Source organism: Janthinobacterium sp. CG3, from assembly GCF_000344615.1.
Taxonomy (GTDB): Bacteria; Pseudomonadota; Gammaproteobacteria; order Burkholderiales; family Burkholderiaceae_D; genus Janthinobacterium.
On record NZ_KB467824.1, the window covers coordinates 2,591,769 to 2,616,052 of the forward strand.

General features: G+C 64.1%; 27 protein-coding genes and 1 pseudogene. 9 read left to right on the top strand and 19 right to left on the bottom strand.

The window, feature by feature from the left end:
* Position 1 precedes the first annotated feature (1 nt).
* Positions 2-2,353, bottom strand: coding sequence for a DNA translocase FtsK (locus JANGC3_RS0111270; protein WP_017876592.1), 2,352 nt, complete (start codon positions 2,351-2,353; stop codon positions 2-4).
* A gap of 264 nt (positions 2,354-2,617) precedes the next feature.
* Here JANGC3_RS0111270 and trxB point away from each other — a divergent pair, with 264 nt between their 5' ends.
* The 5 genes from trxB to JANGC3_RS0111295 all read left to right on the top strand — a co-directional run bounded on the left by trxB (position 2,618) and on the right by JANGC3_RS0111295 (position 6,311).
* The gene (trxB, locus tag JANGC3_RS0111275; protein ID WP_017876593.1) at positions 2,618-3,571 is read left to right on the top strand and encodes a thioredoxin-disulfide reductase; all 954 of its coding nucleotides are present in this window, start codon (positions 2,618-2,620) and stop codon (positions 3,569-3,571) included.
* Between the two features lie 6 nt (positions 3,572-3,577).
* Positions 3,578-4,228, top strand: coding sequence for a Smr/MutS family protein (locus JANGC3_RS0111280; protein WP_017876594.1), 651 nt, complete (start codon positions 3,578-3,580; stop codon positions 4,226-4,228).
* A gap of 266 nt (positions 4,229-4,494) precedes the next feature.
* Complete coding sequence (locus JANGC3_RS29095; RefSeq protein ID WP_017876595.1) at positions 4,495-5,091, top strand: TetR/AcrR family transcriptional regulator; 597 nt, start codon at positions 4,495-4,497, stop codon at positions 5,089-5,091.
* Between the two features lie 84 nt (positions 5,092-5,175).
* Positions 5,176-5,577, top strand: a complete 402-nt coding sequence (locus JANGC3_RS0111290; protein WP_026132855.1) for a hypothetical protein — start codon at positions 5,176-5,178, stop codon at positions 5,575-5,577.
* A gap of 104 nt (positions 5,578-5,681) precedes the next feature.
* Complete coding sequence (locus JANGC3_RS0111295) at positions 5,682-6,311, top strand: trimeric intracellular cation channel family protein (RefSeq protein WP_017876597.1); 630 nt, start codon at positions 5,682-5,684, stop codon at positions 6,309-6,311.
* Positions 6,312-6,415: 104 nt separating this feature from the next.
* Here JANGC3_RS0111295 and JANGC3_RS0111300 read toward each other — a convergent pair whose 3' ends face one another.
* Together JANGC3_RS0111300 and JANGC3_RS0111305 are read right to left on the bottom strand one after the other, a co-directional pair.
* Positions 6,416-6,754 carry a P-II family nitrogen regulator gene (locus JANGC3_RS0111300; RefSeq protein ID WP_017876598.1) on the bottom strand — a complete coding sequence of 113 codons (339 nt, stop codon included), beginning with the start codon at positions 6,752-6,754 and terminating at the stop codon, positions 6,416-6,418.
* An 18-nt stretch (positions 6,755-6,772) separates the two neighbouring features.
* Positions 6,773-8,392 (bottom strand): NAD+ synthase, encoded by a 1,620-nt coding sequence (locus JANGC3_RS0111305; protein ID WP_017876599.1) that lies wholly within the window; start codon positions 8,390-8,392, stop codon positions 6,773-6,775.
* A 95-nt stretch (positions 8,393-8,487) separates the two neighbouring features.
* Here JANGC3_RS0111305 and JANGC3_RS0111310 point away from each other — a divergent pair, with 95 nt between their 5' ends.
* Positions 8,488-9,636, top strand: a complete 1,149-nt coding sequence (locus JANGC3_RS0111310) for a GNAT family N-acetyltransferase (RefSeq protein WP_017876600.1) — start codon at positions 8,488-8,490, stop codon at positions 9,634-9,636.
* Positions 9,637-9,641: 5 nt separating this feature from the next.
* On the opposite strand, the gene JANGC3_RS0111315 is transcribed toward JANGC3_RS0111310, so the two are convergent.
* From JANGC3_RS0111315 to JANGC3_RS33705, 7 genes and pseudogenes are all read right to left on the bottom strand, one after another.
* Positions 9,642-9,980 (bottom strand): DUF5335 domain-containing protein, encoded by a 339-nt coding sequence (locus tag JANGC3_RS0111315; protein WP_035788577.1) that lies wholly within the window; start codon positions 9,978-9,980, stop codon positions 9,642-9,644.
* Between the two features lie 88 nt (positions 9,981-10,068).
* Positions 10,069-10,701, bottom strand: a complete 633-nt coding sequence (locus JANGC3_RS0111320; protein WP_035787634.1) for an HdeD family acid-resistance protein — start codon at positions 10,699-10,701, stop codon at positions 10,069-10,071.
* Between the two features lie 108 nt (positions 10,702-10,809).
* The gene (locus JANGC3_RS33255; protein ID WP_198292019.1) at positions 10,810-11,118 is read right to left on the bottom strand and encodes a PEP-CTERM sorting domain-containing protein; all 309 of its coding nucleotides are present in this window, start codon (positions 11,116-11,118) and stop codon (positions 10,810-10,812) included.
* Positions 11,105-11,578: a hypothetical protein gene (locus tag JANGC3_RS32600; RefSeq protein ID WP_157406571.1), complete on the bottom strand. Its 474-nt coding sequence runs from the start codon at positions 11,576-11,578 to the stop codon at positions 11,105-11,107. The genes JANGC3_RS33255 and JANGC3_RS32600 overlap by 14 nt, the downstream gene beginning before the upstream one ends.
* Positions 11,579-11,612: 34 nt before the next feature.
* Positions 11,613-11,705: pseudogene (locus JANGC3_RS34325) on the bottom strand (PEP-CTERM sorting domain-containing protein); the annotation flags it as partial.
* 223 nt (positions 11,706-11,928) lie between these two features.
* Complete coding sequence (locus tag JANGC3_RS33700) at positions 11,929-12,726, bottom strand: PEP-CTERM sorting domain-containing protein (RefSeq protein ID WP_017876605.1); 798 nt, start codon at positions 12,724-12,726, stop codon at positions 11,929-11,931.
* Positions 12,727-12,808: 82 nt separating this feature from the next.
* Positions 12,809-13,573, bottom strand: a complete 765-nt coding sequence (locus tag JANGC3_RS33705) for a PEP-CTERM sorting domain-containing protein (protein ID WP_017876606.1) — start codon at positions 13,571-13,573, stop codon at positions 12,809-12,811.
* Between the two features lie 339 nt (positions 13,574-13,912).
* On the opposite strand from JANGC3_RS33705, the gene JANGC3_RS32615 reads away from it, so the two are divergent.
* Positions 13,913-14,341, top strand: coding sequence for a transposase (locus JANGC3_RS32615; RefSeq protein ID WP_157406572.1), 429 nt, complete (start codon positions 13,913-13,915; stop codon positions 14,339-14,341).
* Between the two features lie 304 nt (positions 14,342-14,645).
* Here the strand turns inward: JANGC3_RS32615 and JANGC3_RS0111345 are convergent, their stop codons facing one another.
* A complete protein-coding gene (locus tag JANGC3_RS0111345; protein ID WP_017876607.1) occupies positions 14,646-15,971 on the bottom strand; it encodes an IS1182 family transposase in 1,326 nt (441 codons plus the stop codon).
* A gap of 155 nt (positions 15,972-16,126) precedes the next feature.
* Between JANGC3_RS0111345 and istA the strand changes: the two genes are divergently transcribed.
* The gene (gene istA, locus JANGC3_RS0111350; RefSeq protein ID WP_017876608.1) at positions 16,127-17,206 is read left to right on the top strand and encodes an IS21 family transposase; all 1,080 of its coding nucleotides are present in this window, start codon (positions 16,127-16,129) and stop codon (positions 17,204-17,206) included.
* Positions 17,203-17,988 carry an IS21-like element helper ATPase IstB gene (gene istB, locus JANGC3_RS0111355; protein ID WP_017876609.1) on the top strand — a complete coding sequence of 262 codons (786 nt, stop codon included), beginning with the start codon at positions 17,203-17,205 and terminating at the stop codon, positions 17,986-17,988. Before istA ends, istB begins: the two co-directional genes overlap by 4 nt.
* A gap of 117 nt (positions 17,989-18,105) precedes the next feature.
* Here istB and JANGC3_RS33710 read toward each other — a convergent pair whose 3' ends face one another.
* The 8 genes from JANGC3_RS33710 to hemC form a co-directional block, all read right to left on the bottom strand.
* Positions 18,106-18,177 (bottom strand): PEP-CTERM sorting domain-containing protein, encoded by a 72-nt coding sequence (locus JANGC3_RS33710; RefSeq protein ID WP_269746269.1) that lies wholly within the window; start codon positions 18,175-18,177, stop codon positions 18,106-18,108.
* Positions 18,178-18,197: 20 nt separating this feature from the next.
* The gene (locus tag JANGC3_RS0111360) at positions 18,198-18,782 is read right to left on the bottom strand and encodes a hypothetical protein (protein WP_157406573.1); all 585 of its coding nucleotides are present in this window, start codon (positions 18,780-18,782) and stop codon (positions 18,198-18,200) included.
* Positions 18,783-19,019: 237 nt separating this feature from the next.
* Positions 19,020-19,118: a PEP-CTERM sorting domain-containing protein gene (locus JANGC3_RS32625; protein WP_017876611.1), complete on the bottom strand. Its 99-nt coding sequence runs from the start codon at positions 19,116-19,118 to the stop codon at positions 19,020-19,022.
* Between the two features lie 308 nt (positions 19,119-19,426).
* Positions 19,427-19,987, bottom strand: a complete 561-nt coding sequence (gene ppa, locus JANGC3_RS0111370) for an inorganic diphosphatase (RefSeq protein ID WP_017876612.1) — start codon at positions 19,985-19,987, stop codon at positions 19,427-19,429.
* A 129-nt stretch (positions 19,988-20,116) separates the two neighbouring features.
* A complete protein-coding gene (locus tag JANGC3_RS0111375; RefSeq protein ID WP_081611829.1) occupies positions 20,117-21,313 on the bottom strand; it encodes a heme biosynthesis protein HemY in 1,197 nt (398 codons plus the stop codon).
* A gap of 5 nt (positions 21,314-21,318) precedes the next feature.
* Positions 21,319-22,482, bottom strand: coding sequence for a uroporphyrinogen-III C-methyltransferase (locus JANGC3_RS0111380; RefSeq protein ID WP_017876614.1), 1,164 nt, complete (start codon positions 22,480-22,482; stop codon positions 21,319-21,321).
* Positions 22,479-23,273: a uroporphyrinogen-III synthase gene (locus JANGC3_RS0111385; protein WP_017876615.1), complete on the bottom strand. Its 795-nt coding sequence runs from the start codon at positions 23,271-23,273 to the stop codon at positions 22,479-22,481. Before JANGC3_RS0111385 ends, JANGC3_RS0111380 begins: the two co-directional genes overlap by 4 nt.
* Entirely contained in the window at positions 23,266-24,264 is a 999-nt protein-coding gene (gene hemC, locus JANGC3_RS0111390; protein ID WP_026132856.1) for a hydroxymethylbilane synthase, read from the bottom strand. Before hemC ends, JANGC3_RS0111385 begins: the two co-directional genes overlap by 8 nt.
* Positions 24,265-24,284: the final 20 nt, after the last annotated feature.

The following is a 24,284-nucleotide window of genomic DNA, read 5'->3' on the forward strand; positions in this document are numbered from 1 at the left end:
ATTATCCTTGTTCTGCGCTCGTGGCTGGCACCAGGATTTCCCGGTTGCCGTTCGACTGCATGGTTGACACGACGCCGCTTTGCTCCATTTGTTCAAGCAGGCGGGCCGCGCGGTTGTAGCCAATGCGCAAGTGACGCTGCACCAGCGAAATCGACGCCCTGCGGTTTTTCAGTACCACGCCAACGGCCTGGTCGTACAGGGCGTCGGCCTCGCCGCCGCCCTCGCCCGCCGGCGCGCCGTCGGCGCCGCCCTCTTCCAGCGTGCCGCCTTCAAGTATGCCTTCGATGTAATTCGGTTCGCCCTGCGACTTCAAGTGGCTGACGACGCGATGCACTTCCTCGTCGGAAACAAAGGCGCCGTGTACGCGCACCGGCAAACCGGTTCCCGGCGGCATGTACAGCATGTCGCCCATTCCCAGCAGCGCCTCGGCGCCCATCTGGTCGAGAATGGTGCGCGAGTCGATCTTGGACGACACTTGGAAGGCGATCCGGGTCGGAATGTTGGCCTTGATCAAGCCGGTGATCACGTCTACAGATGGGCGCTGCGTCGCCAAAATCAAGTGCAAGCCGGCGGCGCGCGCCTTTTGCGCGATACGGGCGATCAATTCCTCGACCTTTTTGCCGACCACCATCATCAAGTCGGCCAACTCGTCGATGATGATGACGATGGTCGGCAGCTTCTCCAGCGGCTCCGGCGAGTCCGGCGTCAGGCTGAACGGATTCGGGATGTGCTCTTCCTTCTTCTGCGCCTCGGCGATCTTGGCGTTGTAGCCGGCCAGGTTACGCACGCCCAACTTACTCATCAGCTTGTAGCGCCGCTCCATCTCGTTGACGGCCCAGTTCAGCGCGTGGCCGGCCTGGCGCATGTCGGTCACCACCGGCGCCAACAGGTGCGGAATGCCCTCGTAGACCGACATCTCCAACATCTTCGGATCGATCAGGATCAGGCGCACGTCGAGCGGGTCGGACTTGTACAGCAGCGACAGGATGGTGGCGTTGATACCCACCGACTTGCCCGAACCGGTGGTGCCGGCCACCAGCAAATGCGGCATCTTGGCCAGGTCGGCCACCACCGGCTTGCCGGCGATGTCCTTGCCCAGCGCGATGGTCAGACTGGAGACGCCGTCGTTGTAGACCTTGGAGCCGAGGATTTCGGTCAGGCGCACGATCTGGCGTTTCGGGTTGGGCAATTCCAGCGCCATGTAATTCTTGCCGGGGATGGTTTCAACGACGCGGATCGAGGTCAGCGACAGCGAACGGGCCAGGTCGCGCGCCAAGCCGACGATCTGGCTGCCCTTGACGCCGGTGGCCGGTTCGATTTCGTAACGCGTCACCACCGGGCCGGGATAGGCGGCCACGACCTTGGCGTCGACGCCGAAGTCGGACAGTTTCTTCTCGATCAGGCGGCTGGTGAACTCCAGCGTTTCCACCGAGACCGTCTCGACCACCGGCGGCGCCTCGTCGAGCAGCGACAGCGGCGGTAGGCGGCTGTCGCCGTCGTGGAACAGCACGGCCTGGCGCTCTTTTTCCACCCGCTCGGATTTGACGACGGCGACGAACTGCGGCTCGATCTTGACCGGCGGCGCGGCGACGTGCTTTTCGATATGCTTGGCGCGCTCGATCACCACCACCTCTTCGCGCTTGACGGCGGCGACCTCGCCCTGGCGGCGGTCTTCGCGGTCTTCGTAGCGCAGCACGAACCAGTCGATCGCCACTTCGATGGCGGCGCCGATGCGCTCGGCCACCGCCAGCCAGGAAACATGGAAGAACAGGCTGAAACCCAGGCCGAACAGCAACAGCAGCAGCAAGGTGGCGCCGGTGAAGCCGAAGGCGACATGGGCCGAATGGCCGACCAGGCGGCCCAGCACGCCGCCCGGGGCCAGCGGCAGTTGCACGTGCAGCGAATACATGCGCAGGAATTCCAGGCCCATGCTGCCGATGAACAACAGCACAAAGCCGACGGCGCGGATCAAGCCCTCCTGGTGGTGCTCGGGGTCGGCCTCTTTCTCCAGCAAAAATTTCCGCGTCAGGCCGCGGTAGCTTTTCCAGACCGAGCGCAACAGCAAGACGCACCACCACCAGGCCGACATGCCGAAGATGTACAGCAACAAGTCCGCCAGCCAGGCACCGGCGCGCCCGCCCAGGTTGCCGACCTTGGGCACGAGGTTGGCGTGCGACCAGCCGGGGTCGCCCTTGGTATAGCTGAGCAAAATCAGCACGAAGTACAGGCCGAAGGCGGCCAGCGCGAACCAGCGCGCCTCCGACAATAGCCGCACCAGCCGGTTCGGCAACGGTTGGCGTTCGGTCACGCTACGGGTGTACTTGGAGGGGGTGGGTTGGCTTGGTTTCGTCATACTTTAAAAAACGATGCAACTATGTGCATGGTGCGGGCAGGGAAATACCCATATACAGGTATTCTAAGCCATAAGGGGCCGCGCCGGCCTCACGATTCATACGCCGGCGCCGCTTCGTCTATAATCTCGCCAGTGCTTGCGCCAATTCAATGTGCGCGCGCCGAGCCGCCCCGGCGCGATCGCCCGGACAGGCCGCCGCCCTTGTTCTTTGCAGCAATCGGCCCCACCTCGGGTCCATCAAACCTATTACGTAAAAAGCCTCCTATGACCACTACCAAGCACGCCCGCGTTTTGATCCTCGGTTCCGGCCCCGCCGGCTACAGCGCCGCGGTGTACGCCGCCCGCGCCAACCTGAAGCCGATGCTGGTCACCGGCGTCGAGCAAGGCGGCCAGCTGATGACCACCACCGACGTCGAGAACTGGCCCGGCGACCCGATGGGCGTGCAAGGTCCGGAACTGATGCAGCGCTTGTTGCAGCACGCCGAGCGTTTCAACACCGACATCGTGTTCGACCACATCCACACCACCTTCCTGAACGAAAAACCCATCCGCCTGCTCGGCGACAGCCACGAATACACCTGCGACGCGCTGATCATTTCGACCGGCGCCTCGGCCCAGTACCTCGGCCTGCCGTCGGAGACGGCGTTCATGGGCAAGGGCGTGTCGGCCTGCGCCACCTGCGACGGCTTTTTCTACCGCAACCAGGAAGTGGCCGTGGTCGGCGGCGGCAACACCGCCGTCGAGGAGGCGCTGTACCTGTCGAACATCGCCAACAAGGTGACCCTGGTACACCGCCGCGACAAGTTCCGCGCCGAGGCGATCCTGATCGACCGCCTCAACGCCAAGGTGGCCGAAGGCAAGATCGCCATCAAGTACAACCACACGCTCGACGAAGTGACCGGCGACGAAGGCGGCGTGACCGGCATCAACATCAAGTCGACCGAGGACGGCGCCGTCACCGCGTTGAAGGTGCACGGCGTCTTCATCGCCATCGGCCACAAGCCGAACACCGGCATCTTCGAAGGCCAGCTGGACATGCACAACGGCTACATCAAGACCCGCACCGGCCTCGAAGGCATGGCCACGGCCACCAGCGTGCCCGGCGTGTTCGCCTCCGGCGACGTGCAGGACCACATTTACCGCCAGGCCATCACCAGCGCCGGCACCGGCTGCATGGCCGCGCTGGACGCCCAGCGCTACCTCGAAGGCCAAGAGTAAGCCGCGATGTCGTCCTTAAAATCCCTGGCCGACCTGAAATCCTTGCGCAACACGCTCAAGGAGCAGGAGGAGGCGCGCGCCGTCGCCAGCGCCGAACGCGCCAAGCGCGAGCGCGTGGTGGCGCACGAAAGCAATTTGTTCCGCAACAGCATGGGCAACGTTGCGCCCATGCCACAGCAGACCAAGCGGGCGCCGGCCGCCCCGGCCGCGCCGATGACGCCGCGCCAGCAAGAGGACGACGACCGCGCCGTGCTGCGCGAGTCGCTGTCGGACCTGTTCGAGGTCGACGCCTTGATGGACGACGCGCCGGTGCTCAGCTATACCCGGCCCGGCGTCGGCCCCGACGTGGTGCGCAAGATGCTCAAGGGCCACTGGCCGATCCAGGACGACCTGGACCTGCACGGCATGCGCCGCGACGCCGCCCGCGACGGCCTGGGCGAGTTCCTGCGCGTGGCGACGCGGCGCAAGCTGCGCTGCGTGCGGGTGATCCACGGCAAGGGCCTGGGCTCGAAAAGCCAGGAACCGGTGCTGAAGTCGATGGTACATAGCTGGCTGGTGCAAAAAGACGAGGTCGTCGCGTTTTGCGTGGCGCGCCGCTCCGAGGGCGGTGACGGCGCCCTGGTGGTGCTGCTGCAGGCGGCGCTGCAAGCGCTGTAGATCGGGTTAGCCGGAACGGCGTAACCCGACTGGCGTCGGCAGCGGCTCGGCGTCGGATTACGCTGTCGCTAATCCGACCTACGGAAGCTTCACAGGTCTGACCCCAGGGTACGCCGTTGGCTTGAATGAATTTACGACGACGCCGCCTAAGCGAACTGCCCCCCCCCCCCCGAAAACCCCAAACCAACTATTTCCGCCACGTCCCGCGCTTGCTTTTTACGTCAACATACTATACCTTATAGTATATTACTTTTAATAACTTTAATATGCTTGCAAGCCCGCCCACCTCGATTAACGGCACGGCACGCCAACCCCGCCACGCCTGGCTCGACGCCGGCTTGGCGCTACTGGCCGGCGGCGGCGCCGACGCGCTCACGATAGACCAGCTCTGCGTAGCGGTCGGACGCTCCAAGGGATCGTTTTACCACCATTTTGCCGATGTCGACGCGTATGCCGAAGCGCTGCTGGACCATTGGCAAGAGCTACACACGGAAAACGTGGAGCGCGCCGTGGATCAACTCAGCAGCGTTTGGGAAAGGCGCATGAGACTGGCCAATCTGGCGTTGACGCTGGACGGCGCCATCGAGCGCGCGATGCGCCAGTGGGGCGCGCGCAGTCCGCTGGTGCTAGACCGCCTCAGGGACATAGACCAGCGCAGAATTGCCTATCTCGCCGGTTTGATTGCCGAACTGCGCGACGATGGCGACCGCGCGGATGCCCTCGATCTGGCGCGCATCGAGTACGCCACCTTCGTCGGCATGTTGTATGTCTTCCCCGATGGCCGGCACGAGGACATGCTGCGAATGTTGCGCCGCTTCATAGGATTGATGACACCGGAGGCGCCCACCCGCACAATCGATTAAAGGTATGCAAGAAATAAGTTGTCGATGCGGACGCGTGAAGTGATGCGATGCTCCATTAATGCAATTCACTGCCAGGAACACACCATGAATCGGACACTGTTTGTTACCGCGCTGCTTGCCGCATTGACCGCGGCGCTTCACACTTTCGTCGGTACGGCCGAAATTGAAACACCCCTGATGCAGTCCAGCCTTCCCCGCGAAGTGGCGTTGCTGCTGTACGCGGGTTGGCACTTGGTCAGCGTTGCCTTGACCCTGTCCGCGGTGTCGTTCTTCGCCGCCGCGCGCAGCAAGAACGCCTCGCTGCGCAGCATGGTCACGATGGTGTCGTCGATGTGGCTGGGATTTGGCGCGGTGTTTATCGTGGTGGACCTGGCCTACGCCGGCCCAGCCATGCTGCTTGCCCTGCCGCAATGGGTGCTACTGCTGCCGGTGGGCGTCCTGGGCCTGTGGGGCAACGCGCGCGCCGCCTCGGCGGTAGCGCACTGACCCCCTGCCGCGCCCGATAAGTTCAAGAAGGCAACACAACGCGGCCCCGTTCGGGGCCGTGCCATGTTAACCTACGGACATTATCGTTACGTCCCTTTGCCGCTATGATGCCCCCCTCCCTGCCCCCCGGCTCGCTGATTCGCGCCATCGAAGTGATCGCCATCCTGGTCGGCGCCCTGTCCGGCTTCATCGAAGCGCGGCGCAAGCGGATGGACGTGGTCGGCGTGTTTACGGTGGCCTTCATCACCGCCTTCGGCGGCGGCACGCTGCGCGACATCCTGCTCGACAAGCGGCCGCTGTTCTGGGTCGCGCACCAGGAATACGCCATCCTCACCTTCGTGCTGGCCCTGGTCGCCGCGCCGCTGGTGCGCACGCTGCGGCAGATCGTCTCGGAGCGCCTGATCGTCATCGCCGACGCCATCGGCCTGGGCCTGTTCGCCATCGCCGGCGTGTCCGAGGCGCTGCGCGCGGGCATGCCGCTGTTCATCGCCTCGATGATGGGGGTGATTACGGGGATATTCGGCGGGGTGCTGCGCGACATCGTCTGCAACGAGGTGCCGATGGTGCTGCGCGACGGCAAGCCGTACGCGATTTGCGCCTTCATCGGCTGCTGGCTTTATCTGGCGCAAAAACACTTCGGCGTGGCCGCCGACGTGGCGCTGTGGACCAGCGCGGCGGCGATTACCGTGCTGCGCCTGCTGACCTGGAAATTCGACCTGCGCCTGGGGCGATAGGCGGTGTCGGCCAGCGCGCCGGCGACATACCATACCAGACAGGCATACAGCCGGGGCCTGGCCCCAGGGTTAGGCCCGTGGTTTGTCATGCGCAGCGGGCTCGCTTAGACCGCGTCCGGACCGGTTTCGCCGGTGCGGATGCGGATCACCTGCTCGACATCCTGCACGAAAATCTTGCCGTCACCGATCTTGCCGGTGCGCGCGGCCTTGATGATGGCGTCAACCACTTGCTCGGCCATGCCATCGTCGACGACCACTTCCACCTTTACCTTCGGCAGGAAGTCGACGACGTATTCGGCGCCACGGTACAGTTCGGTATGCCCCTTCTGGCGGCCGAAACCCTTCACTTCGGTAACGGTCAGGCCGGTCACGTTGACTTCGGCCAGGGCCTCGCGCACTTCGTCGAGCTTGAACGGTTTGATAACGGCGGTAATCTGTTTCATGCTGCTCTCCTTAAGGGGTTATTCGTAGAATTTCGATGTGATCGGGTAGCGCCAGTCGCGGCCAAAGCCGCGGTGCGTGACCCGGATGCCCACCGGCGACTGGCGCCGCTTGTATTCGTTGATCTTGATCAGGCGTGTCACCCTTGCCACGTCGGCCGGCGGATAGCCGGCCGCGATGATGTCGGTGATCGGTCGATTCTCTTCCATATACATTTGCATGATAGCGTCCAACACCTCGTACGGTGGCAGCGAATCCTGGTCGAGCTGGTCCGGGCGCAACTCGGCCGATGGTCCGCGCGTCAAAATGCGCTGCGGAATCACGTCGGACACGCCGTTGCGGTAGGCGCACAGGCGGTACACCAGCGTCTTGGCGATATCCTTGATCACGGCGAAGCCGCCGGCCATGTCGCCGTACAGCGTGCAGTAGCCAACCGCCATCTCGCTCTTGTTGCCGGTTGTTAGCACGATGCTGCCGTGCTTGTTCGACAGCGCCATCAACATGGTGCCGCGGATGCGCGCCTGGATGTTTTCCTCGGTCGCATCCTCGGCCAGGCCGGCGAATTCCTGCGCCAGCGAGGCGCGGAAGGCGTCGAAGGTCGCGTTGATCGAGATTTCATCGTAGCGTACGTTAAGGCGGCTTACCATGTCGCGCGAATCGATCCAGGAGATATCGGCGGTGTACGGCGACGGCATCATCACCGCGCGCACCCGGTCGGCGCCGAGCGCGTCGACCGCCACGGCCAGCGTCAGCGCCGAGTCGACGCCGCCCGACATGCCGATCAGCACGCCCGGGAAGCCGTTCTTGCCGATGTAGTCGCGCACGCCCAGCACCAGCGCCTGGTAGACCTGGGCTTCGATAGTGAGCGCCGGCGCCAGCGCCGACGGCAGCGGCCGCGCGCCGTCGAAACTCACCACCTGCAAGTCTTCTTCGAAATGCTTGAGCTGGGCGCACATCGTGCCGTCCTGGTCCATGACGAAGGAGTCGCCGTCGAAAATGAGTTCGTCCTGGCCGCCGACGAGGTTGGCGTACACCAGCGCCATGCCATGCGAGCAAACGTTCCGGCGCATGGTTTCATAGCGCAGGTGCTGCTTGTTCATATGGTAGGGCGAGCCGTTCGGCACCAGCAGCACTTGCGCGCCGGCCTCCTTGGCGCGCGCCGGGGCGTGGGCGAACCAGGTGTCCTCGCAGATATTGACGCCAAAGCGCACGCCCTTGACGGCGAACACCAGCGCCCGGTCGGCCGACGTGAAGTAGCGTTTTTCGTCGAACACCGTGGTATTTGGCAAATCGTGCTTGCGGTAGGTGCCCAGCACCTCGCCGTTGAGCAGCACGGCGGCGGCGTTGTAGCGCTTGTCGCTGCCCTCCTCCATCACCGGCAGGCCGACCACCACGTGCAAGTCCTTGAACTGGGCCAGGTCCAGCGCCAGCGCGGCAAACGTCTCTTGGGTTTTTGCGTAGAATGCGCTGCGCAGCAGCAGGTCTTCCGGTGGGTAGCCGACCAGCGACAACTCCGGGGTCAACACGATATCGGCGCCCGCCTCGACGGCGCGGCGCGCCATGTCGACGATCTTGGCGCGGTTGCCGGCCAGATCGCCGACGGTACTGTTCATTTGGGCGATTGCGACTTTGACTGTCATGATGGCGATAGTGGTAAATTCGATTGAATAAAGCGGGACGGGTCCCGGGGGCGAACAGCGGCCCGACAATGGCTGGTGAATGCACACCGACAAAAATGGATTATCGCACGGGTATCGTTTCTTCTCTGGCCGAAATTGGCGAATCGGCATGGTCGGCGCTGCTGGCCACGCAGCCGGACGCCAATCCCTTCCTGTCCTACGCGTTTTTGCACGCGCTGCACGAGTCCGGCAGCGCCGCGCCCGACGCCGGCTGGCAACCGCAGTACCTGGCGCTGTGGCAAGGCGAGGTGCTGGCCGCGGCCATGCCGCTGTACGTCAAGTCGCACTCGTATGGGGAATACGTGTTTGACTGGGCCTGGGCCGACGCCTATCAGCGCAACGGCCTGGACTACTACCCCAAGCTGCTCTCGGCGATCCCCTTCACGCCGGTGGCCGGCGCGCGCCTGCTGGCGCGCGACCCGGCCGCCCGCGCCGCCCTGGTCGGGCTGCTGTGCGCGCAGCAGGAAGCGGCCGGCATGTCCTCGACCCATGTGCTGTTTCCACCGGAGGAACAGGCCCAGCAGTTGCAGCGGGCCGGCTTCATGCTGCGCAGCGGCGTGCAATTCCACTGGCTGAACCCGGGCTACGGCGATTTCGAGGCCTTCCTGGCGACCTTGGAGCACAAGAAGCGCAAGAACATCCGCGCCGAGCGGCGCAAGGTGCGCGAAGCCGGCGTGACGATGCGCCAGGTGCGCGGCGCCGACGCCGGCGAGGCCGACTGGCGCTTGTTCCACCGCTGCTATGCCAACACCTACGCCGAGCACCGCTCGTCGCCCTATCTGAACCTGGATTTTTTCCTGCGCATCGGCCGCGCGATGCCGCAGAACATTTTGCTGGTCATTGCCGAGCGCGACGGCAGGGATATCGCCGCCTCGCTGGTGATCCACAGCGAGGACACGCTGTTCGGCCGGTATTGGGGCGCGCTCGAACACGTGCCCTGCCTGCACTTTGAGACGTCGTACTACCAGCCGCTGGAATTTTGCATCGCGCAAAACATCGCCACCTTCGAAGGCGGCGCCCAGGGCGAGCACAAGATGGCACGCGGCTTCCTGCCGCAAAAGACCTGGTCGGCGCACTGGCTGGCCCATCCGGCGTTCGCCGACGCCATCGAGCGCTTCCTCGAACACGAAAGCGGCGGCATCGACAGTTATATCGACGAGTTGAACGACCGCAACCCGTTCCGGCAGGGCGGACCGGTGCCGTAGCGAGCTTATTGTGGCGCCGGCAGCAGCAGCGGGTCGCGCAATTTGACGATGTGGCGGAACTGGTCGGCGTCGATCACTTCCATGCTCATCAGTTCGCTGCCCAGCATGTCGATGTACAGCACCTGCGGATGGCGGATCATGTGGTCGAGGCCGTCCACCATGATCGCCAGGATGTCGCTGGCCGGATCGTAGACGAAGCCGAGCACGGGAACCCATTCGGCTTCGATCTGGCTGCCGAGTTCCAGCGAGTCGACTTCCAGTTCGGCGTTTTTGCCCGGTAGTAGTTTCGACATCCGGTCGAAGTATTCCTGCCAATGCGGTTTGTCGATTTTCGTCATTGCCATACCCACCTCCGCAGTCCGGCCGGCGTCGCCACCGGCCGTATTCAAACGATGCCCGACGTGCGCGCCCGGGCTGACGCCCGGCGGCGCGCTAGTGGGCGGCCGACCTCATGCGCCGCTCGCTGGCGCGGCGCTCCCGCCTGGGTATGGGCTGGCGCGGCTGGGGCGCCGCCGCCGGCCCGCGCGTCCGGTCGGCGTAGACGCGGTAGGCCAGCGCCAGGTACAAGGTGCCGGTGAGCAGCGCGTAGGCGCCGATCATCCATACCATGGCCAGCGCGCCGGCGCCCGGATAGGCGACGATCAGCAAGCCGAAGACGATGGACGTGACCGCCCCGAGCACCAACAACCACTCGCCGCGGATGCTCTTGCGCAGCCGCACCGCGAGCGCGATGTCGAGCACGCCGGAGACCAGGGCGTTGACGCCGATGACGAGCACCAGGGCGAGCACCGTCACGGCCGGGCGCAACGCCGCCAGCAAGCCGGCGACGATGCTGACAATGCCCAGCAGTAGCAAAATCCACCAGTCGCCGGCGCTCCTGCGGTTGCGCAACGCGCCCACCACCGCCACCGTGCCCGCCAGGGTGGCGTACACCGCGAACACGGCGATAAGGGAAATCAAGGTCACGCCGGGCATGGCCAGCGCGAAGAGGCCGAGGAACACCGCGATGGCGCCGCGCAGCGCGGATATCCACCACGACTGCATCAGTGTAGAAACCGAAACCATTACAGCCTCCCTGTCGAACGGACGAAACCGTCCGATAGGAGTCAGATCGATTCAGGCGGCGCTAGTTCCAGCGGGCGCGCACCCGGCCGGCCGGGAGTTTGTGGCAGATCATGCCGGCCGGCTGGCGCGCTGGCGGCGCGACGCGGCAGCCACCAGGCCCAGGCCGGCGAGCAGCATGGCATAGGCGCCCGGCTCCGGTTCCGGCGGCAGGTTGGCGTCCCATCGGGCGTAGCAGTCCGAGCGCATAGTGACCGAGCCGTACGCGGTGCGATGCGAAGAAAACAGGGTGCCCACCAAGGTCGAGCCGAAATTGGGCAAACTCTCGCTGCTCACGTAGTCCACGAAAGAAAAACCGCGGGTGGGATCGCCACCCGCGGGGTCCGCGTCAAGCCGCCCGTTCAATTCATTGAAGGCCAACGGCAGGGCCGCGTTCGTTAGCGGGTCGTAGACGGCGCTCAGGCTGGAGGCGGCGAAAAAATAACCAGCGTGTCCGCCGACAGGGTGAATTTCTGGCTGTACTCGACACTCGCGGCAAATCTGCTGAAATCGTAATCGGGCACCACCGCCGTGGCGGCGCTGCGGTGCCGGCGTGCGCCGCTTCGGTGCTGGCGCTGCCCTTTTCCTCAAACACGCCGGTGGCGCCCAATGTCGTGCGGCCGTCGCCGGAGTCGGCCCAACTGTCCCCGGCGCTTGAATAGGAGGTGAAGGTGATGCTGGGCGCGATCCCGTCCGTCGGGTTCATGTCAATTAATTGATACCCGAACTGGCCCATCGAGGCGCGGGCGCTGGCGCCGGCCGCCGCCTGGGCGGAAAGCGATAGGGATCCGAAGGCCAGTCCCAGCAGGCTGGCGGCGATGGTTTTTGTATTGGCTAACATGGTTATGCTGTTCAAGTAATAATCGACGGCGCCGCTATCGCGCAACGCCACGGCGCCGGCGGGCGGTGAAACCCAGCAGGCCGAGGCCGGCGAAAAGCATGGCGTAGCCGGCCGGTTCGGGAACCGCCTGGACGCCCCCGCGCATCCGCGTCGGCGAGTCGAACCAGTGGGCCTGGGCGGCGGTGGCCATGCCAAAAAATCACCTCCGCCGCAATCGATACAAGGGGAAAAGTTTTATTGCGGAAGGGGAAAGGAAAATACCGGCGAAAAAAAATGCAGCCCGCGTTGAGCGCCGGGCTGCATTTTCAAGAGCGAACACAAAGGCGGACGGGTCCGCCTTGCGCCGAGCGCTAGCGCGCGTTGGCGCGCTTGCGGCGCGCCGCGAAGCCGACCAGGCCGAGGCCGGCGAGCAGCATGGCGTACGTTCCCGGCTCCGGCACCGCTGAAATCGATGGCGCCAGCGAGACAGGCACAGCTACGCGCCACTCCGACTCGGTCTCCACCGTCATGGTGAGCGTGCCATACTGGACACGGCGAGCAGATTGCAACACGCCGACCATCTGGGTATGGATGTCTTGCGCATCCCTGGCTGTCACTTCGACCAGAAAACTGGAATTATGAGTAGGCAGCCCGCTCGTGTACAGGGAAGCTGAGAAACCGCTTCTAGCCCAAGCCGAGTCCGTCGTACCCGAATTGCTCGCGCTAAGGCTGGTTGTCGCGAAAAAAATCACCTGGGTGTCGGCCGACAGCGCGAAGTCCCGTCCGCCCCTGGCATTTGAAGTGAAATGACTCGAATATGCATTGGAAGCCACCGAGGAGGAGGCGCTAAACGTCGTGGGCGTCGCCAAGGTGGCGGCGCTTCCCCCGATTGAATCGACACCAGTAGCACCGTGCGTGCGTGAGTAGTCATAGTAGCTGTCGCGGTTGACACTGCCCCGGCTCGTCGAACTGTCCGCGTTGAATCCTTGTCCGTAAAACGTCAGGCTGGGTGCGATCCCGTCCGTCGGGTTCATGTCAATTAATTGGTAGCTCACATTGCCGATGGAAACCGTAGCGCTGAGTAAATTGTCCGCTTGAGCGGAAAAAGAAGTGACTGCTAATGCCAGAGCGAGCAGATTGGTGGTGGTGTTTTTTTTCTTGGCTAACATAATTATCTTGTCGTCCTGTTCAAATGGTAATCGGCGCGTCCCGCATGGGGCAGGCCGGCGTATCAGATTGGCGGCTCGCCGCCTACCGCGCGCCGCGGCGCTTGCGGCGCAAGGCGCCAGCTACCAGGCCTAGTCCGGCGAGTAACATCGCATAGGTCTCCGGTTCCGGTACCGGCGTTATGCGGCGTGTGACTGTCGAGGCGCTCATTTCCACTTCGCCAAACATCGTCGCTCCAAAAGACTGCATCGAGCCCAGCAAAACCATATTTTCGGGTCCCGCCTCTTTGGTGATTAGGCTACTGGAGAATCCCGGAATGTGTGGCCAGCGGGCGCCTATTTCTCTACCGATTAACTTAGTCGTGGCCCCGCTGCTGGAGTACAACTCCGGAACGTAACCGGTGAAATGGTTTGCCGTGCCGGAAAAAATAACCAGGGTGTTGGCCGACAGAGTGAACCGCTGGATATAACTGGTGGACGAGTAAGACATGTTGAACTCAAATTCGAGCGGCACCGCCGTCGAACGAGATTCGCTCGCCACGCCGAACTGTGTAACCGTCGTGTTGCTCGCCCCACCGATGCCTTCAGCCTTCGTGCTGCCGAAACCGGATAGCGTGTTCACTTCGCCGCCGCCGTGATACCAGTGGTCCGACTTGCTCGTGCTCGAAAACGCTGTGAACGTGAGGCTGGCCGCAATCCCATCTATCGGGTTCAGGTCAATCAATTGATAGCTGAAGTCGCTGATCGAAGCACTTGCGTAGTTGACACCGGCCGCTTGAGCGGATGCGGACATGACACTCATGGCCAGGGTCAGCAGAGCGGCACTGGCGGCATTTTTCTTGTTTAACATAATTTCCCAATTTGAGCGATATTGATAGGCGTCGAAGGTAGTAAAATCAACAATGACATTAACATACTAATTTTATCTTAATAACACTGTTAATACATTAAAATTATTGACTAGCGCTGGTCTTCAGCGTATTTGAACCAAGTATCCTGCCGGCAATCCAACATGATGAGCATGTTTTTCTCAACGGCGGGAGCAAATCATGGCGGCGATGAATGCGGTGCAGTTTCAGGCAAAACAAGGTGCCATTTATCGCGGCCGTGCAAGCCAATGCAGACGGACGTCCTATGTTGGCGGTATTCTCGAAGGTCAAGACTTTTGGCCAAGATGACGTCACGAAGCATGGGCCACCAAACACCTCGCCGCGGCCAGCGTGGTGATCTCCGACGGCCTCAATTGCTTTACCTGCGTGACATCCGCGGGGCAAGCCATGCGCCGCAGGTGGTCGGAAAAGCGCGCAAGAGCAACAAAATGCCATGTGTCAAATGGATTAACACTATCCCCGGCAATCTGAAAACGGCGACCAGCGAGACATATCAGGTCTTCGACTTCGATAAATACGGCTGGCTTTACCTGGCCGAGGCCCAGTATCGATTCAACCGCCGCTTCGACCTTGCCAACATTTTCCTGCGCTTTTTACACGCTGCCGTCACGACTGAAAACCGGACTGAAGCGTGGCTTCGGTTGACTGAAGATCGGCGCCAATCAATATTAATTATACATAAATATTTACGTATTTACAATAATTGTGATGCCAAAATACCACAGTAAAAAATCACCTCCGCCGCAATCGATACAAAGGGAAAAATTTTATTGCGGAAGGGGAAAGGAAAATATCGGCACGAAAAAAACGCAGCCCGCGTCGAGCGCCCGGCTGCGTTTTCAAGAGCGAACAGGAAGGCGGACGGGTCCGCCTTGCGCCGACCGCTAGGAGTCTGCGCGGCAGACAATTCTTGCGCTGACCATGTGACGCGCTTCTTTGCCGGCGTCGATGGTGATTCACTTTCGCACTCGAAAGTGGAATGAAATAGGAGCCGGAGGGTGGGGATTGGACGGACTTTCGCCCTTTTAGGTCTTACGCGGACAGCATTTTCGCCATGCGCCGCAGGTTCAGCGCGGTGCAGACGAGTTTCCACTCGGCCTGAGCCTTCGCCAGTCCTCGCATGCTAAATTGCCGGAACCCGAGTACGCTTTTCACCCAAGCGTTGGGCGGTTCCGAGATCCACTTGCGTTCTCGGTAAGCCGCCTGGATCGTCGCGGATCTGAACTTGTCTGCCATGGCGGCACACAAAGGCCGCTTTTTCGGATCGATTACCGCTTCCTGCTTGCCGATGCGTCCGAGTGCCACAACCAGTTCGGACGGGTGAGCGCGTAGTTGCTCGAACATGGCTTCCGAGCGATAGCCTGCATCGGCGAGCACCAGCTCGGCATCGTCACCGACGTTGCGCTTTACCGCTGCGAGCACCGACGCCAGTTGCCCACTGTCAGCCGCACTATTGACGAGTTCGGCCGCCACGATGATGTGGGCGCTCTCGTCGACTGCAGCTTGGGCGTTGTACGCATAGTCGAAGCCGCCGCCGGCGCGCTTCATGATACGGCTTTCCGGGTCGGTAAAATTCTCTTGGGCGTCGGGCTTGGGTTCGCCGAACTTGTATTTAAAACGCGACTTCTTCTTTGGCTTGCCAGAGTCCTCGGGCGGCACATCTTCGTCATCGCTACGGCCGCGCGCGATATCGGCCTGGCGTTGGCGATCTTCAAGACGCGCACGGGCAGCGCGGATGACGGCAAGGCGGTCCTCGCGCCTTGCGATCTCCGCCGGGATATCGAGTTCCGGCTCGTTTTTTTCGGCGGCATCCGCCGCTCTGGCCCTGGCCAGCAACGCGTCGATTTGATCCTTGAGCTCACGCTCGGCCTTTTGCATCCGGTCGTAGCTCATCGCTTTGTGGCGCGATGCGTTGGCCTTGATCTTGGTGCCATCGACACCGATCGTGCCAAGCTTGACCAAGCCGCACTCTTTCGCCATCTTCACTACCTGTACGAACAGGTCCGACAGTTCCTTCAAGTGGATCGCGCGGAAATCGCAAATTGTTCGGTGCGCCGGATAGTTGTCAGCGGCGAGCATACGCAACGCCACGTCCTCGTACAGCTTTCGGGCCAGCTTGCGTGATAAGAACACACCGGTTGCATACCCGTACACAAGTATTTTGACCATCATCGCCGGATTAAATGGCTGGTTGCGGGACCCGCCCCCTGCATACCGCGCGTGAAAGGCGGACAGGTCGAGCGAGTCGACAGTGTCGCTAACGAAGTAGGCCAGGTGCCCCTCAGGGAGCCAGTCTTGCAAAGCATGGGGAAGCAGCATCTGTTGATGCTGATTGTAGGGGAGGTAGCTCGTCGTCATTCGACAAGTTTACCTCGTCCCCATTCCGATTGCATCAGTTTCTGCCGCGCAGACTCCTAGCGCGCGCCGTGTCAGCAGCGGTTGTAAACTGATACACAGCAGCGATTGAAAACTGATACACCGATTTGAGATGATGGCTGCTTTGCGGAGCAGCCTTGAAACCCAACGAGGTGTATGTGGAAATCCAATTATTGAACAAGCATGGGTTGAGTCTGCGGCGCATCGCCGCCGAGGTGGGATGCGCGGTGAACACGGTGCGGCGGCACCTGGCGTTGACGGCGGTGCCGAAATACGAACGCAAAGTCAAACGGGTCACCAAGCTGGCGGCGCATGAGGCTTACCTGTGCGAGCGGCAGACGGCGGCGCGGCCGAACTGGATACCGGCCAGCGTGTTGCACCGCGAGATCGTCGAGCGCGGTTACCAGGGAGGCCTGAGCCAGCTGCGCGCCTTCATGCGCTCCCTGCGGCCGGCGTTGCCGGCCGAGTCGGAGGTGCGTTTCGAGACGGCGATGGGCGAGCAGTTGCAGGTGGACTGGGTCGAGTTCCGCAAAGGTGGCGCGCCGCTGCACGCGTTCTGCGCCACGATGGGCTACAGCCGCGCCAGCTACGTCGAGTTCGTCAGCGACATGAAAGTGGCCACGCTGATCGGTTGCCATGAGCGCGCCTTCGCCGCGTTCGGCGGCGTGCCGCGCAAGGTCCTGTACGACAACATGAAGACGGTCGTGATCGAGCGCGACATGTACGGCGAAGGCCAGCACCGCTACCACGCCGGCTTCCTCGACTTTGCCAAGCACAGCGGCTTCATCATCAAGCTGTGCCAGCCGTACCGGGCCAAGACCAAAGGCAAGGTCGAGCGTTTCAACGGCTACCTGCGGCGTTCGTTTTACGTGCCGCTGGCGAGCCGCCTTGGCCAGAGCGGTTTGCAGCTCGATGTCGTCACCGCCAACGCCGAGGTGGCGCGCTGGCTGCGCGAGGTGGCCAACGAGCGGGTGCACGGCACGACGCAGGAGAAACCGGCCGCGCGGATGGCAACGGAAGTGCCGCACTTGCAGGCGCTGGCGGCGCCGTGGCGGGGCGACATCGCCGCCGCCCGGCCACAGGCGGCGGCGCCGGAGGCGCCCGTGCCACGGCCGGCCATCGTCGTCGAGCGGATCGCCGAAGCGGCGCCGGCGCAGCACCCGCTGGCCGTCTATGAGCAGTTGCTGATGACTGTCCAGCAAGGAGTGGCGGCATGAATTTGCAACATGAACGGATCGCCCACCTGTGCGAGGCGCTCAAGCTGCCCTTCGTGGCGCAGGGTTACGGCGCGGCGGCCCAGCAGGCGGCCAAGGACGAAATGGCCTACAGCGACTTCCTGGAGGGGCTGCTGCGGGAGGAAATGGCGGGACGGACGGTGCGCAAACAGAGCATGATGACGCGCATTGCCGGCTTCCCGGCGATCAAGACGCTAGATCAATTCAATTATGCGTTCGCCAAGGGCGTCAAGCGCAGCCAGATCGAGGAACTGGCCGGACTGGGTTTCATCGAACGCAACGAAAACGTGGTGCTGGTCGGCCCCAGCGGCGTGGGCAAGACCCACCTGGCGATGGCATTGGGTTACAAGGCCACCCAGGCCGGTATCAAGACGCGCTTCATGACGGCGGCCGACTTGCTGCTGACCTTGAGCACGGCGCACGCGCAAAACAATTTGAAGACGGTGATGCACCGGGCCATCAAGGCGTACCGCCTGCTCATCATCGACGAAATCGGCTACCTGCCGATGAACCGCGAGCAGGCCAACCTGTTCTTCCAGGTGATCGCGGCGCTGTACGAAAAAGGCAGCCTGATCGTGACGAGCAACCTGCCGTTCGGGCAATGGGACGCCACCTTTGCCCAGGACGCGACGCTGACGGCGGCGCTACTGGACCGGTTGCTGCATCACGCGCACATCGTGCCGATCGCCGGCGAGAGTTACCGGCTCAAGCACCAGCGGCAGGCTGGAATCGTCCAGGGCGTCCGTGCCGACAAGGCCGCCTGAACGGGCGATAAAGAGAGTGAAATCCAGCATGTGCTGGTGATGGAGGTGTGTCAGTTTTAAATCGCCGCGGGCGCCAAAACTGTATCAATATTCAATCGCCGTTGACACGCCGGCGCGCTAGCGGCGCGACACCGCGCCTACCAGCGCGAGGCCGGCGAGCAGCATGGCATGGGTGCCCGGCTCCGGCACCGCCGGTATCGTGACTGGCCCTAGCAGGTGAGACCTGGTGGAAACACGGGCATCTTGAAGTCCCCAAATATCGTGTCTCCATGGGAGTACAGCGATCCCCGCAACATCCCGTCATGGTTCAAGTTCGACGTCATGAGCGACTCTCTGAAAGCCCCACTGTGGATCGGGCCTTGGCGATCGTACGTATCCCAAATCTCCCCGGAAATATCGGCTTGAGCTAAGGCCGTTCCCGCCACTACGCCCGGGTACGAATTGGCGCTCAGGTGCACGGGGATGGTTAAAAGAATCTGGGTGTTCGCCGACAGGAGAAACCTTTGCCCGTAGTCCACGTACGACGCACAGCCCTGCTGATAATAAGACTCCGTTGGCACCAGGGATGTCGCCGAACTGGAGATGTAGTCCCACGTTGCCGCCTTGCTGGCCCCGCCCATGGTGTCGGCAACGCTGGAAATTTCCACCCCTGTGTGCGGATCGAGCGAGGAGAAATCAAGCCGGCCGGTCGACTGGATCTCACTGCGCCCGTTCATCGAACTCCTGTAGAACTGGATCTCGGGCGTAACGCCATCGTTAAGGTCCAGGTCGATGATTTGATAGCTGAAGTTCATCGAGCTCGTGGCCAGCGCGGGGGCGTACGCCTGCGCAGAAAAGGAAGCCGCGCCCAAAACCAGGCTCAGCAGATTTACTAAAATGGTCTTATTCGACGCTTACGGCCGGCGTAGACGCGGTAGGCCGGCGCCAGGTACAAGGTGCCGGTGCGGATAAAAAAACGCCCTCCGCGGCAAGCGCCGGCGCGCGTTTTCACGGCTGGAAAGGGCAGGCGCAGACGGGCGCCTGCGCGCCGACTAGCGCGGCTTGTCGCGCTTGCGGCGCGACGCCAAGCCGACCAGGCCGAGCCTGGCGAGCAGCATGGAATAGGCGCCCGCCTCGGGAACCGGCGACACGCTGGGCTTCCAGGAGGCATGCTAACTGGCAATCAGGGTAACCGTGCCATTGACGGCGCTATGCATGGAATGGAGCGTGCCAATCAACATGCCATTGCGGCTTGCCAGGGCATCAATGTAGTCGTGTTCCTTGGCCGGCCGGCCCTATAGGCCCTATTGGCCCGCCGACGGTGCGGGGGGCGCTTGGAGGAGGAGGCGAGCTTGCACGCGCGGACGGCGCAAAAAAAAGCGCACTCCGCGTGACCGCGGGAGTGCGTTTTCGGGTGCGTCCGCGCCGGCCCGGGGCCGGTGCGGGCGGCGGCTGCCGCTTACTTGGCCGCTTTGGCCGCTTCCGCTTCTTCCTGCTTCTTGTACGACGCGACGCCGTTCAGGATTTCCGCTTTCGCGTCTTCCGGGCCGTACCAGCCGTCGATCTTGACCCATTTGCCTTTTTCCAGATCCTTGTAATGCTCAAAGAAATGCTGGATCTGGCGCAGGCGCAGTTCGTTCAAGTCTTCCGGCTTCTGCCAGTGGCTGTAGATCGACAGTACCTTGTCGACCGGCACGGCCAGCACTTTGGCGTCTTCGCCGGCTTCGTCGGTCATTTTCAGCACGCCGATGGGACGGCAACGCACCACCACGCCCGGGAACAGCGGGAACGGCGTGACCACCAGCACATCAACCGGGTCGCCGTCGTCGGACAGCGTGTTCGGCACGTAACCGTAGTTGCACGGGTAGTGCATCGCGGTACCCATGAAGCGGTCGACGAAAATGGCCCCGCTTTCCTTGTCGACTTCGTACTTGATCGGATCGGCCTTCATCGGAATTTCGATGATGACGTTGAAATCGTTCGGCAGGTCGCGCCCGGATGACACTTTGTTCAGACTCATGGAATTTCCTCGGTTTGCAGATGATTAATTTTTACCGGCGTAATTATAACGAAGCGGCGCCGGTTTGTGCGGCGCAGCAAGAAAAACGGCCCGTTTCTCTTGCGAAAAACGGGCCGTCCGGCACCGCGCTTACAGGATCGTCGCCAGCGCGCACTGGCGGTAGTGCGCCGCCGCCTCGTCCGGCTGTTGCAGCGCGTCGTGCAACTGCGCCAGCTTCAGATGGGCTTCGCGCACCATGCGCGCGTCGCCGGCGTCCGACAGCGCCTGTTCCAGGTGGCGCTGGGCCTTGCCCCAGAGTTTTTGTTTCAGGCACAGCGCGCCCAGCGTCAGCGCCAGTTCGGCGTCGGCCGGGCGCTGCCGCAGCCAGCGCTCGCAATGTTCGATCTGCGCCAGCAGCGCCGGCGTGCCCGACGGCGCCGCCGCCTCGCGGTAGGCGCGCACCACGCGCTCGTCCCAGTTGGCGGCGAGCGCCTCCTCGGCCACCAGGCGCGCCTCGTCGTGCAGGCCGCGCAAGTTGAGGGCGGTGGCGGCGCGGCAGGCGACGTAGGGCTTGACCCGGTCGACGCCGGGAATGCTCGACCAGACCCGCATCACCGATTCGGCGTCGTGGGTGCGGTCCGACAGCAGGTCGTCGTAGGCCAGCTCGCGCAGGCGCGACGACAGCGCCGGGTGCAGCGCGCGGTGCTTGTCGAGCGAACGCACCAGGCGCAGCACTTCCGGCCAGTTCTTGGCTTGCTGGTGCGCCTTGAGCGACCATTGCAGCGCGTGGATGTGGCGCGTGCCGCTGGCGTTGAGTTCGCGTACCGCCTCCAGCGCCGCCTCCGGCTGGTGCTCGTCGACCAGCAATTCGGTGACCGTCATCAGGCGCGCGGTTTTCAGCGCGGCGTCGCCGGCGACCTTGCTCAGCCACAGGTCGCGCCGCTCGCCCTGGCGCATGCGGTGCGCGGCGCGCGCGCCGATCAGCGCGGCCAGGCCGGCGTTCTCGGGCAGCTCGCCGGCGCGCAGCGCGGCTTTTTCGGCGTGCCCGAAACGCCCCTCGAACAGCGCCTTCAGGGCGTCGCGCAAGCCCTTGTTGGCGTCGCGCTCGCGCTTGCGCAGGCGGTATTCGGCGACCCGGCCGGGCATCCTGACGGTGGCGCGGAAGGCCCGCAGCGCCAGGTACAGCAACACGAACAGCAGCGCCTGCAGCACCAGGAAGAAGTTCAGCGACAGGTCCATCCGGTACGGCGGGTAGAACAGCACCACGTTGCCGGGGTTGAAGCGCGCCGTCACGGCGATGCCGATGGCGGTGGCCATCAGGGCGAGTAACCAGAGAAATAGACGCATGGGGCTTAAGGCTTCGCTTTGTAGTTGCGCACCGCGTTCAGGCTCTCGGACAAGGTCGGCATGTCAATCGCGAGATTGCTTGCCTGCACTTGCCGCAGCAGCGCCTGCGCGGTCTGGGTGGGCTGGGCGCGGGTGTCGAAGTACTTCACCAGCGCGTCCTGCGCCGCGATCAGGTCGCTGCGGAAGGCCGTCTCGTTGCGCGATAGCAGCGCCAGGCGCGCGTTGAGCAGGCGCAGCTTGACGTTTTCGCGCAGGAAGTACGCCTGCGTCGGCGACAGCAGCAGCGCCTCCGGCGTCTCGACGCTGCGCAGGCGGATCAGCTGGCGCACGTCGGTCCACATTTCGCTGCTCCAGCTGGTCCACACGCCCTGCGCCTTCAGCCACAGCGGATTGGCCGGCGCCGGCGCCGGCGCGGCGGCGCCGGCCGCGACCGGCTTGGCCGCGGGCGGCTTGGCCTTGGCCTTGGCCGGCTTGGGCGCCGGCAGCGCAGGCGTCTCGTCGGCCAGCATCGGCAGCGCGTCGAGCATGGCGATGGCCGCGTCCAGGCGCAGCGCCACGCCGACCGAGTCGACGCTCGGCAGCGACTTGAGTTTTTCGGTGTCCTTGGCGATGGCGCGGCGGATCGTGATGAATTGCGGCTTGTCCGAGCGCGACAGGCTGCGGTCGGCGTTTTGCAGCGCGATCAGCGCGCCGGCGACGTTGCCGGCCAGTTGCAGCTGCTGGCTGGCGGTCGACAGCACCTGCTCGATTTCGGCCAAGGCCCATTCGTCGCGGTTCTTCGACAGGTCGTTGTACAGCTGTTCCAGCGCCAGTTGCTGGCTTTGCGCCTCGCTCTGGCGGTTTTCCAGCAGGCCGACCTTGGCTTGCAGCTCCTTGGTGGCGTCCTGCACGGCGCGCGCCAGCGTGCCGGTGTCGGCGTTGCTGGCGTCGCCCTTTTGCAGGCGCCGGGCGACGTCCTCGCGCAGGTTGCGCACCTGCTTGTGGGTCGACCAGCTTTGCGCCGCCAGCAGCACGGCCAGCGTGATGACGGCGATCGTCAACGGTCTTTTCAGGGCGTCGCGCAGGGCCGGCGCGCGCGCCGGCATGCTGCTGGCGGACGCGGCGGCGCCGGCGTTCGCGGCGGCGCCCGGGGGCGCGCTCGTTTCGGGTAGGGTAGGCAATTCGTTCATGGTCGTGATTGTAACGCGGCGAGCACCCGTTCGTCGCCTGATCCTGTCAGCGTGATCCGGGTAAAGCCCAGCTCGCTTGCCGTTTGTGCAATGCGGGCGTGGGGGACGATTACATGTTGTTGTTTCATTTTTGCAACAGCGCCGTCGGCGGCGGCGGCGCCGCCGTCGGCGCGCTCGAGCGCCTCGAGCAAGCCGACCAGGCCGCGCAGCGCCTCCGAGCTGGTGATGACCCAGTCGTTGCCGCGCGCCAGCAGGCGCCGCAGCGTCGCCGCCAGCGCCGCCGTCAGCGCCGGCACGCTGCGCCGGTAGGCCGCCACCACGCTGACGTCGGCGCCGGCCTGGCGCAGCCCGGCGGCGATCAGCTCGCGCCCGCTTTCGCCGCGCACGATCAGCACGCGCCGCCCGCGCAGGCGCGCCAGGTCCAGCGATTGCAGCAAATGCTCGGAGTCGCTGTGGGCCGTGTCGAACGGGCTGACGATGTCGGCGCAGGCCGGCGTGACGCCGTGCGCGGCCAGCGCGGCGCGGCTGCCCTCGCCCAGCACGGCCAGCGTGACGCCGGCCGGCCAGCGGGCGATGTGGGCGAAGGCGGCGTCGATGGCGTTCGGCGAGACGAAGGCCACCATCGCGTAGTCGCCCAGGCCGGCCAGCGCCAGCGCCAGCGGCGCGCTGTCGGCCAGCGGATGGATTTCCAGCAGCGGCAGCAGCTCGACCGGGCGGCCCAGCGCGGCCACGCGCGCGGCCAGCGCGCCGGCCTGCGCCAGCGGCCGCGTGATGACGACCGCGTCAGGCATGCGGCGGCCGGCCCTGGCCCGGGTGCTGGTCCGGCTCGACCGCGCACGAGGCCAGGATGGCGGCGGCGTCCTGGCCGCGCAGCAAGTCGGCCACTTGCTCGCCGAGCAGTTCGGGGGCGTTCGCGGCGCCGCTGACGTCGGCGCTGGCCACGCGCGTGCCGTCCGGCGTGGCGACCATCGCGCGCAGGCGCATGGTGGCGCCGTCGACGGTGGCGTAGGCCGCCAGCGGCACCTGGCAACTGCCGCCGAACACCTTCGAGACCTTGCGCTCGGCCGTCACGGCTTGCGCGGTGGCCAGGTGGTTCAGCGGCGCCAGCAGGCGCTGCAGGTCGACGCCGTCGCCGCGTTCGGCGATCTCGATGGCCATCGCGCCCTGGCCGGCGGCCGGCAGGCTGTGCTCCGGCTCGAGCAGCGCGCGGATGCGCTGCGGCAGGCCGAGCCGCTTCAGGCCGGCGGCGGCGAGGATGATGGCGGCGTATTCACCCCGGTCGAGCTTGCCCAGGCGGGTGTCGAGGTTGCCGCGCAGCGGCTTGATCACCAGCTGCGGGTAGCGCGCCGCGATCAGCGACTGGCGCCGCAGGCTGCTGGTGCCGACCACGCTGCCGGGCGGCAGTTCGGCCAGGCCGGCGTAGTGGTTCGAGACGAAGGCGTCGCGCGGGTCTTCGCGCTCGAGGATGGCGGCCAGGCTGAAGCCGGGCGGCAGGTCCATCGGCACGTCCTTGAGCGAGTGCACGGCCAGGTCGGCGCGGCCCTCGGCCATCGCCACCTCCAGCTCCTTGACGAACAAGCCCTTGCCGCCGACCTTGGACAGGGCGCGGTCGAGGATCTGGTCGCCGCGGGTGGTCATGCCGAGAATCTCCACGCTGCACTGCGGATATAATGAAGCCAAGCGCGCGCGCACGTGCTCGGCCTGCCACATGGCGAGCCGGCTCTCGCGCGAGGCGATGACCAGTCTGGATGGAATATTCTGCGTCAATTCGGATGCTTTCAAAACAAGTTCTTTCGCTGTCG

Bases quoted from the DNA above. Each gene is read 5' to 3' on its own strand.
- JANGC3_RS0111270 (WP_017876592.1), bottom strand. From the start codon at position 2,353: ATGACGAAACCAAGCCAACCCACCCCCTCCAAGTACACCCGTAGCGTG.
- trxB (WP_017876593.1), top strand. From the start codon at position 2,618: ATGACCACTACCAAGCACGCCCGCGTTTTGATCCTCGGTTCCGGCCCC.
- JANGC3_RS0111280 (WP_017876594.1), top strand. From the start codon at position 3,578: ATGTCGTCCTTAAAATCCCTGGCCGACCTGAAATCCTTGCGCAACACG.
- JANGC3_RS29095 (WP_017876595.1), top strand. From the start codon at position 4,495: ATGCTTGCAAGCCCGCCCACCTCGATTAACGGCACGGCACGCCAACCC.
- JANGC3_RS0111290 (WP_026132855.1), top strand. From the start codon at position 5,176: ATGAATCGGACACTGTTTGTTACCGCGCTGCTTGCCGCATTGACCGCG.
- JANGC3_RS0111295 (WP_017876597.1), top strand. From the start codon at position 5,682: ATGATGCCCCCCTCCCTGCCCCCCGGCTCGCTGATTCGCGCCATCGAA.
- JANGC3_RS0111300 (WP_017876598.1), bottom strand. From the start codon at position 6,754: ATGAAACAGATTACCGCCGTTATCAAACCGTTCAAGCTCGACGAAGTG.
- JANGC3_RS0111305 (WP_017876599.1), bottom strand. From the start codon at position 8,392: ATGACAGTCAAAGTCGCAATCGCCCAAATGAACAGTACCGTCGGCGAT.
- JANGC3_RS0111310 (WP_017876600.1), top strand. From the start codon at position 8,488: ATGGATTATCGCACGGGTATCGTTTCTTCTCTGGCCGAAATTGGCGAA.
- JANGC3_RS0111315 (WP_035788577.1), bottom strand. From the start codon at position 9,980: ATGGCAATGACGAAAATCGACAAACCGCATTGGCAGGAATACTTCGAC.
- JANGC3_RS0111320 (WP_035787634.1), bottom strand. From the start codon at position 10,701: ATGGTTTCGGTTTCTACACTGATGCAGTCGTGGTGGATATCCGCGCTG.
- JANGC3_RS32600 (WP_157406571.1), bottom strand. From the start codon at position 11,578: ATGTTAGCCAATACAAAAACCATCGCCGCCAGCCTGCTGGGACTGGCC.
- JANGC3_RS33700 (WP_017876605.1), bottom strand. From the start codon at position 12,726: ATGTTAGCCAAGAAAAAAAACACCACCACCAATCTGCTCGCTCTGGCA.
- JANGC3_RS33705 (WP_017876606.1), bottom strand. From the start codon at position 13,573: ATGTTAAACAAGAAAAATGCCGCCAGTGCCGCTCTGCTGACCCTGGCC.
- JANGC3_RS32615 (WP_157406572.1), top strand. From the start codon at position 13,913: ATGGGCCACCAAACACCTCGCCGCGGCCAGCGTGGTGATCTCCGACGG.
- JANGC3_RS0111345 (WP_017876607.1), bottom strand. From the start codon at position 15,971: ATGACGACGAGCTACCTCCCCTACAATCAGCATCAACAGATGCTGCTT.
- istB (WP_017876609.1), top strand. From the start codon at position 17,203: ATGAATTTGCAACATGAACGGATCGCCCACCTGTGCGAGGCGCTCAAG.
- JANGC3_RS0111360 (WP_157406573.1), bottom strand. From the start codon at position 18,782: ATGAACTTCAGCTATCAAATCATCGACCTGGACCTTAACGATGGCGTT.
- ppa (WP_017876612.1), bottom strand. From the start codon at position 19,987: ATGAGTCTGAACAAAGTGTCATCCGGGCGCGACCTGCCGAACGATTTC.
- JANGC3_RS0111375 (WP_081611829.1), bottom strand. From the start codon at position 21,313: ATGCGTCTATTTCTCTGGTTACTCGCCCTGATGGCCACCGCCATCGGC.
- JANGC3_RS0111380 (WP_017876614.1), bottom strand. From the start codon at position 22,482: ATGAACGAATTGCCTACCCTACCCGAAACGAGCGCGCCCCCGGGCGCC.
- JANGC3_RS0111385 (WP_017876615.1), bottom strand. From the start codon at position 23,273: ATGCCTGACGCGGTCGTCATCACGCGGCCGCTGGCGCAGGCCGGCGCG.